This is a genomic window from Vibrio sp. YT-17, assembly GCF_033337375.1.
Classification (GTDB): Bacteria; Pseudomonadota; Gammaproteobacteria; order Enterobacterales; family Vibrionaceae; genus Vibrio; species Vibrio alginolyticus.
In genome coordinates this window covers 159,077-167,292 of the sequence record NZ_JAWOQP010000012.1, presented here as the reverse complement: position 1 = coordinate 167,292, position 8,216 = coordinate 159,077, and the positions used below count along the sequence as shown (strand labels likewise).

At 43.8% G+C, this 8,216-nt stretch carries 7 protein-coding genes; 3 read left to right on the top strand and 4 right to left on the bottom strand.

Annotated elements, in window-relative coordinates; genetic code table 11:
• Nucleotides 1-674: 674 nt before the first annotated feature.
• The gene (locus tag R7F67_RS13640) at nt 675-1,547 is read right to left on the bottom strand and encodes a Tim44 domain-containing protein (protein ID WP_054577992.1); all 873 of its coding nucleotides are present in this window, start codon (nt 1,545-1,547) and stop codon (nt 675-677) included.
• Nucleotides 1,548-1,939: 392 nt separating this feature from the next.
• Here R7F67_RS13640 and R7F67_RS13635 point away from each other — a divergent pair, with 392 nt between their 5' ends.
• The 3 genes from R7F67_RS13635 to R7F67_RS13625 all read left to right on the top strand — a co-directional run bounded on the left by R7F67_RS13635 (nt 1,940) and on the right by R7F67_RS13625 (nt 5,463).
• The gene (locus tag R7F67_RS13635) at nt 1,940-2,530 is read left to right on the top strand and encodes a TetR/AcrR family transcriptional regulator (protein WP_005382308.1); all 591 of its coding nucleotides are present in this window, start codon (nt 1,940-1,942) and stop codon (nt 2,528-2,530) included.
• Nucleotides 2,531-2,543: 13 nt separating this feature from the next.
• Entirely contained in the window at nt 2,544-4,418 is a 1,875-nt protein-coding gene (locus tag R7F67_RS13630; protein WP_262602743.1) for an MFS transporter, read from the top strand.
• Between the two features lie 115 nt (nt 4,419-4,533).
• Nucleotides 4,534-5,463 (top strand): YeiH family protein, encoded by a 930-nt coding sequence (locus R7F67_RS13625; RefSeq protein WP_262643690.1) that lies wholly within the window; start codon nt 4,534-4,536, stop codon nt 5,461-5,463.
• Here the strand turns inward: R7F67_RS13625 and R7F67_RS13620 are convergent.
• The 3 genes from R7F67_RS13620 to menC all read right to left on the bottom strand — a co-directional run bounded on the left by R7F67_RS13620 (nt 5,460) and on the right by menC (nt 8,150).
• Nucleotides 5,460-5,648 (bottom strand): hypothetical protein, encoded by a 189-nt coding sequence (locus R7F67_RS13620; protein WP_158173745.1) that lies wholly within the window; start codon nt 5,646-5,648, stop codon nt 5,460-5,462. The two genes, R7F67_RS13625 and R7F67_RS13620, sit on opposite strands and share 4 nt — an antisense overlap.
• Nucleotides 5,649-5,748: 100 nt before the next feature.
• Complete coding sequence (gene menE / locus R7F67_RS13615; RefSeq protein WP_085569941.1) at nt 5,749-7,176, bottom strand: o-succinylbenzoate--CoA ligase; 1,428 nt, start codon at nt 7,174-7,176, stop codon at nt 5,749-5,751.
• Nucleotides 7,161-8,150 (bottom strand): o-succinylbenzoate synthase, encoded by a 990-nt coding sequence (gene menC, locus R7F67_RS13610; protein WP_042524032.1) that lies wholly within the window; start codon nt 8,148-8,150, stop codon nt 7,161-7,163. Before menC ends, menE begins: the two co-directional genes overlap by 16 nt.
• Between the last annotated feature and the right edge of the window lie 66 nt (nt 8,151-8,216).

The following is an 8,216-nucleotide window of genomic DNA, read 5'->3' as shown; positions in this document are numbered from 1 at the left end:
GAGTGGCCAAAGGGAGCAGACTGTAAATCTGCCGGCACTGCCTTCGATGGTTCGAATCCGTCCCCCTCCACCATATTGAAGAAGCCAGCTCATTGAGCTGGCTTTTTTCGTTTCAGGATCTTGATAGCATAGTCCTACTACAACGAACCTTTCACTCCTAACCGAAACTCTGCTCGATTGAATACCTATCACGGTAAATAAGTGATCAGAAATAGCGTAGGGAAAATGCTTGAGAACAAGGCGCAATTTTTTGATAAGTAGTTATTCTACAATCAAAAATTGCAACGCAGTTATCGAGTATTTTAACAAGCTAGAATGACCAGTTATTTACTACGATTGGTATAACCTATACTCAATCTCACTAAAGCAACCAACCCCATGTGAAACTCCACAAACAAAAGGCTGAGGAGCAGATCTTTACCCTACAAACAATGTACTAGCTATTTTGATTTTGTTAGTTCGTATGGCCTTAATATGAATGTTCAATATAAATAGGAAAACACTTTAGGACTTACTAGAAAAAGTGGGCTCGCAAAATTAGAGCAAAAGTTATCAAGCGGACTCAATTAGTGATGTTTGTATAAAAACACGTACAAGAAATACAAATGATAGATACAAAAAATCCCGCAGGGGATGCGGGATTTTTACTAGTGACTAAATTGGTTTAAAGGTGACTAGCCTTGAATGCCAACGATTAACCATGGCGCATTAGGCGTAGTCAAGTCACGCTCTAGGTGCCAGATATCTTCGATTTCTTCTTCAACACCTTCTACTGTGTCACGGTAACGACCGCTAAACTGCAGACTAAGCTGTGCTTTATTTGCATCGTAATCAGCACGGACGATCTCCGCATCAACGTACATTACGTCAGTATGCTGCTCACCGTCGAGCTTCGCGCGCTCTGCTTTTAGGTCTTCAAACAAGCTTGGAGAAACATATTCTTCAATAGTTTCTAACTGGTTGTGATTCCACGCACCTTGCAGGATTCGATAGTGTTCACGAGAACCATTAATGAACGCTGCTTGGTCAAAACCCGGTGGGTAGTTATGTGGTACGTCTGTTTGAGCGCCAAAACCACCAAAGCCACCATTATTTGTGTTTGGTTGTTGCTCAAAGTTTTGCATGTTTGGTTGCTCAAACTTAGATGCGTTGCCACCAAATGCAGGCTGTTGACGATGCTGGTTCATACTGCCCTGCTTCGCACCTAGCATACCGCGCATTAGTTTAAAGATGACAAAGGCAATCAAACCAATAATTAGGATATCCATAAACTGGATACCTTCAAAAGCACCGCCAAAGAATGCAGCAAGTAGACCACCAGCAAGAAGTCCGCCTAGCAGACCACCCATAAGGCCTTTCTTACTTGAAGACTTTGTCGTCTGATCTTTGCCGACCGTATTGGTGTTTTGTTGCTGTTGTTTCGGTGCTGGTGCAGTTTTGTAGCTCTTACCGAAAGACTTACTGCCACCAAACTTCTTCGCTTCCGCTATAGGCGTTACAGCAACAGTAAACATCAATAAAGCAACAATAGAAAATAAACGTTTCATCGTTATCCTTAAAGTTAGCTATCTAAGATAGTGCCCCATTTTCAAGACGAAACAATCGTTGTTTCAAACAGTAGCACGCCAAAGATGATTTTTAAGTCATCATACTCTGTATACCGATTGATGAAAATAGCTTATAGAAGCTGACATGTATCAGAATATTGCCAAAAATGCAGACTGCTCACACTGCTTACAATTCAGCTGAAGGCGCTTGATCAATGTAAAAAAAGTATGGAATAAGTTCACTAATACTCCAGATTGTTTTACTTGAATTAGAATCAGTGACACAGCTCAGAATCCTACACCTTGAGGGCACTTGGACACATTGCCTTGTTGACGGTTAATAGGTAGCTGACTATCATATTGAACGATGTTCAATAAAGTAGTTTGAGAGTATGGCGCGCAGAAACGATCACACCCGAGAAGAGTTAGTGAATTTGACGTTAACAACGGTCAAAAACTTTTTAGATGAGAATTCTTACCACGAACTCAGTCTTCGTAAAATCGCTAACATGATTGGTTACGTGCCAAGCACATTGGTAAATGTTTTTGGTAATTATAATTTGTTGTTGCTTCATGTTGTCGCTCAAACTTTAGATGAGTTATCTCAAGAAGCACGCAAAGCGACTAATGACAGCAAAGACTCCCATCAAGCGCTTTTTGAACTCGCTTATTGCTACCACGATTTTGCTCAAAAACACCCATACCGTTGGCAGTTAGTGTTCGAACACAACATGAATGGAGCAGAACTTCCGGAATGGCATGCCAAACGTATCGATGGTATGACGGGAATGCTAGAGTCACTATTGGCTCAAATCGCACCACATCGTACTGAATCCGAAGTGATTCAAGCGAGTCGAGTCCTTTGGTCTGGCGTACATGGCATTACTTTACTCAGTGTTGATGATAAGTTTTTCTCTAGTGAACCTATTGATGGCAAAGAGTTGATCAGTAATCTTCTTTCTAACTATCTCACGAACTGGTAACAAAGGATTATCCATGTCATCCGACAGACAGCCGTCGTTACTTACGCAGAGAAAGTTCCTGCCCTATTTCATTACTCAGTTTTTTGGCGCTTTCAACGACAATATTTTTAAAAACGTTTTGCTGTTGTTTGTCGCATTCGCGGGCTCCAGTGCACTGCCTATTTCGAGCAATTTGTTCATCAACCTTGCGGCAGGCTTGTTCATTCTACCGTTCTTTTTGTTCTCTGCTTCCGCTGGCGTATTAGCCGACAAATATGAAAAGTCATGGTTTATTCGTAAGGTTAAACTATTTGAAATAGCCATCATGCTCTTGGGTGCCATCGGATTCATAACCGAAAGTTATGGTGTGCTTTTATTGCTACTGTTTTTAATGGGCACACAGTCAGCATTTTTTGGCCCAATTAAATATGCCCTTTTGCCTCAAAAGTTAAATGCTAAAGAGTTAGTGCCCGGCAACGCTCTTGTTGAAGCTGGTACCTTTATCGCCATCCTTATTGGCACCTTAGGCGCTGGGATTATTGCCTCTGCAGACAACGCAAAATACCTTGCCGCATTTTGTGTCGTGATCTTCGCATTGTTAGGCTACTTGTCGAGCCGCTCAATCCCCTTTGCTGCAGCCAGCGCGCCCAATCTCTCTTTTCGTTGGCAACCATACAAGCAAACCAAACACACGCTCTCTATCGCCAAATCCGATCGAGTTGTTTTTCAATGCATAATGGCAATAAGCTGGTTTTGGTTTTTAGGCGCCGCATATCTAACACAATTTCCGAATTTCACTAAGATTTACCTAAATGGCACCGAGAGTGCGGTGTCTTTCTTGCTCGCTCTATTTTCCATTGGTATCGCGCTAGGGTCGCTACTTTGCAATTGGATCTCAAACCATCGTATCGAAGTCGGTATTGTGCCAATTGGTGCCTTTGGCATTACGGTATTTGGGTACCTAATGGCCACTTCCATTCCCAATGATCTACCTACTTTCCATAACTTTGTAGACTTCTTTAGATATGAGCCTTTTTGGCCATTATTTTTCTACCTATTGATGATTGGCGCTTCGGGCGGTTTATTTATCGTGCCTCTTTACGCATTAATGCAGCATCGAGCAAAGGAAACCGAACGTGCTCAAGTCATCGCAGGGCTCAACATTTTTAACTCTCTGTTTATGGTCGGCAGCGCTGTCTTAGGTATTGTGTGCCTAAGTGTAATCAAGATGACAATTCCTCAGCTGTTTGCATTGTTAGCCATTTTAAATTTCTTAGTCGCCGCTTACATCTTTTTGCAAATTCCTATTTTTGTAGTTCGCTTTGTCATGTGGATGCTTACGCACACCATCTATCGAGTTAAGCATAAGAATCTACACAACCTACCCGAGCATGGTGGGGCATTGATTGTATGTAATCATGTAAGCTACATGGATGCATTGCTACTTAGTGCCGTATGCCCAAGGTTGATTCGTTTTGTGATGGAGGAAGATTACGCCAACCTACCTCCATTAAGGCGCTTTTTACGTCGAACTGGGGTAATTCCAATTTCAGCGAGTAACAGAAGCTCTATCAGACGTGCATTTAACGATGTGGAAGCCGCGCTAAGCGAAGGTCATATCGTCTGTATATTCCCTGAAGGAAGATTAACGTCAGATGGTGAAATGAATGAATTCATGCGCGGTATTGATATAATCCTACGTCGTAGTCCAGTACCTGTCATACCTGTTGCACTTAAAGGCTTATGGGGAAGCTATTTCAGCCGCGCAAAGGGTCGCGCATGCTGTGGCTTACCGACTCGATTTTGGTCAAAGCTAGAAATTGAAGCAGGACAACCAGTGCCACCAAATGAGGCAACGGCAAAAACAATGTTCGATAAAGTGCATCAACTCAGAGGCGACTGGCGATAAAATACGCTTGAACACATGTTTAGAATAACTGAACATGTGTTCAAATCATTAAGACAAACTGACCACACCCAGTGCGATATACTCTCCCTTTCATTCACAACAGCGAATAAAAACCTTGAATAGAAACTACCTCCTGTTTGGATTGGCGTTACTTTTTTGTCTAACCCCTCTTGCCTCCTCTCCCATTGCTCTAGTTATCGGTTTTCTACTCGCAAGTTTTGGTTTTGTGCCTTCCGAGCTGCCCATCGCTTCTTTTACTAAAAAGCTGCTGTCTTACTCGATTATTGGCTTAGGCTTTGGCATCAACTTTGAGCAAGCACTTGCAGTCACATCGGATGGTATCGGCCTGATCATCGCCACTATTACAGGCACACTGATCATGGGCACTCTCATTGCCAGGGTAATTAAATTGGAGCGAGTAACCGCTTACTTAATCTCATCAGGTACTGCAATTTGTGGTGGTAGCGCAATTGCTGCTGTGGCACCGGCGATTAAAGCGAAAGACGAGCAGATTGGATTAGCACTGGCAACAGTGTTTGTCCTGAACTCCATTGCACTCTTTGTGTTTCCTGTGATTGGACATGCTTTAGGGCTAGATCAACACACGTTTGGCACATGGGCTGCCATTGCCATTCATGACACATCTTCTGTTGTCGGGGCTGCCTCGGCCTATGGGGAAGAAGCACTAACGACGGCAACAACATTGAAACTCGCGCGCGCTTTATGGATCATTCCTGTTGCTTTGATCAGTGCCGTCATCTTTTCAAGAGGCCAAAAAGAGTATGGAAAGAAAAAACTAGCTATCCCTTATTTCATTTTTTGGTACTGTGCAGCTATCGCGTTTAGCGACTTCTTTCCTCAATTTGAAATGGTCTATCACGGCATTTTCATTGGAGCAAAGCAAGCGTTGGTTGTATGTCTGTTCTTGATAGGTTGCAGCATTTCAATTTCAAAACTAAAGTCAGCTGGAGCTAAGCCGCTGTTGTTTGGTGTGACTCTGTGGGTGTTAATTTCGACCACTTCTCTAAGTTGGTTACTGTTTTAGATATTGGTGGTCTGCTTATCGCGTTGAGGGGACGGCATTTCCCGTTTGCTATTTTTGTATATAACGACCAACGCAATAGCGATCAAAAATGCCGTTAGCTCTGCAACAGAGCGGGCTAGCCCTTCACTACTTATCGCGATACCAATTTGTAGTGCTACTGCCGCAATTAAAACTAGCTTTGCCATCCTGAACCTTATGCATTTTCTCTCCACGAAGAAGCATAATTATGATTCAGAGTTATTAGGATACGAAATTCTCTTTATGACTAATACATAGCAAAATTGACTAATGCTGAAGTGATGACAGCAGCCACTCTTTCACTGCCTTACGCGAAATTTTGATCCCACCTTCTAGTAGAGTTTGTGGCATTACGTGGTATTCCACTGGCCATTTAAACTTCTCTAATTTTGATTGCAAATGCTGGTCATACTCCGATTTGCTGCGCAATCCATTGGTCTGAATCACAGCTACTGGTCTATGACCAAACTCCGCGTCTTCGACTGGAACCACTATACTCTGCACTACACCATCAATTTGGTTCAAAGCGGCTTCAATCTCTTCACAATGGATATTCTCACCACCAGAGATAAACTGATTGTCGGCACGGCCGATTATCTTTAATTCATCACCTTGCCACTCGCCAAGATCTTTGCTGTCAAACCAGCCTTTCTCATCCAGAAATGGGGTAACATGTCCTTGATGGAAATACCCTGCCGCTAATGTCTTACCGCCAACAAAAATGCGTTGGTCAACTAATTTTATCTTACGGTGCTTCAATACATGTCCAGCATTACTGGTGCTGTCAATTCTCTTTGCGGTAACGGTAGAGGCCGCCTCCGTCATCCCATAACCTAACCACGTCTCAATGCCTTGCCCTGATGCTCGTAGTGCCAACTCATGATCAACGTGACTGCCGCCCAGTAGCACATGTGTCAATGACAAATGTGCATCATCATCCAATAACCGTTTGAGCTGAGTCGCAACCAAAGAAGCGTGTGATACGCCCTGAACATCATCAACAAGTTTCCCTGAACCGACTTTTAGTGTTGCTCCGACATATAGCCAACGATAGACAATCGCTAATCCAGAGACGTGATACAGCGGAAGCGATAATAGCCAAGCATCTTGCTGAGTGAAAATGAACTCCTGCAACAAGCCCTCTGCAGACGCAAGATGCTGTCGATGTGTATGAACCACAGCTTTAGGCTCCCCTGTAGAGCCAGAAGTAAATACTACTGAAGCTAGCCGGTCATGATGATAGCTATCTTCAGTCAACGAATCACTCTCTTTCTGTGATACTACAGGCGGTGAAAGCAATGTTGCCTTGAGTTTTTGTATATCATGTTCAGAAAAGGTCGAAGCGCACTCCAGAGAAAACCAGATAAACCGAGTTTGATCAGGCCTGTAAAGTGTAGCAAGCTTACCCTGCAACTTATCTAGTGGTTGTTCCATGGTCAGCGCAGCGAGCGCGCCTAACTGTTTGGAGGCAAGATAAAACAACAGTGTTTCTACTTGGTTCTTGCCAACCAAAGTCAGCACATCCCCCCGAGTTACACCCAAGTCATTCAAATAGTGAGTGTATTGGTCAATACGCTTCGAGAGTTGTTGCCAGTTTAATACTTCTGTTGATGTCTTGAGTGCAATAGAAAAAGGGCTCGTTTGAGCCCAATATTTCCATGGTGCCTTCGCAATATTGTCTACGCAGAATGCCACACAATCTCCTGGTCTTTTAGAGGAAGAACGGGAAGTTCACACTTAGGCCAGCCCTGCTCTAGCTGAGCTTTGAATAAGCCAATCGTATCCAAACCTGGAACTTCATCAGGCAGCTGCCATTGGGCAAAGCGCGCTAATTGAGTTAAACCGAGACTGGATTCAATGCTCGAGCTAATCACTGCTTTCATCCCCAGTGACTTCGCTTTCTCTATCAGTGTAATACAAAAATCCACTGAACCAATGAGTGTGGGTTTGATGATGATCGTTTTCACACCAGTTAGATCTTCAAGACGGAAATCTTCACGACGAACCGCATCTTGCAATGTTTCATCCCAAGCGATAGCAATACCAGTATTAATCGCAAAAGAGAGACTATCGCCAGGAGAGCGGCACGGCTCTTCTAGAAACGTGATTCGTTGACGCAGAGACGGAGCAATGTACTTAGCGAACTGCTGCGCTTTTTCTGGTGTCCAAGCGCGATTGGCATCGAGTCGAAGCGTTAATTGAGGGATTGATTCAAGAAAAAGGTTCACAAGCATGCCATCGCGAATTGGCTCATAAAGTCCAACTTTCACCTTAGCGACTTTCTCACCTTCCATTTCGTTCAGCTTTGGAATGAGCTCATCTGGGTCGCCAGTGCATAGTGGCGCTGTTTGGTATTTACCTTGTTGTGGTAAGCCACCAGCTAATTCAAGCTGTGCCATCGATAAACCAAACGCAACCGACGGGTACATCTTGGCATAATCCACATCCAACTCTGCTACCCAACGCTCCGCCTGTTCTTGTAGCTGAACACCCGCATCTTCGGTGCTCTCTAAGCTAAAACCAGGAAGAGGAGCGACTTCTCCAAGCCCTGTTTTACCATCTTCGGAAAGCGCAACAACATAACCAACACGTTCGGTTAGCTTGTTGTCACGTAGGATGACACCACTATCCATGGGCAAGCTATAACGATAAATTTTCGCTTCACGCATAATTCAAGTCCTATGTAATGCCGTATATTTGAGCGTTCTGACGAGCAATCCCACCAGCCTCCCAGA

Coding starts and splice junctions, on each gene's coding strand:
- R7F67_RS13640 (WP_054577992.1), bottom strand. CDS start 1,547: ATGAAACGTTTATTTTCTATTGTTGCTTTATTGATGTTTACTGTTGCT.
- R7F67_RS13635 (WP_005382308.1), top strand. CDS start 1,940: ATGGCGCGCAGAAACGATCACACCCGAGAAGAGTTAGTGAATTTGACG.
- R7F67_RS13630 (WP_262602743.1), top strand. CDS start 2,544: ATGTCATCCGACAGACAGCCGTCGTTACTTACGCAGAGAAAGTTCCTG.
- R7F67_RS13620 (WP_158173745.1), bottom strand. CDS start 5,648: ATGGCAAAGCTAGTTTTAATTGCGGCAGTAGCACTACAAATTGGTATC.
- menC (WP_042524032.1), bottom strand. CDS start 8,150: ATGCGTGAAGCGAAAATTTATCGTTATAGCTTGCCCATGGATAGTGGT.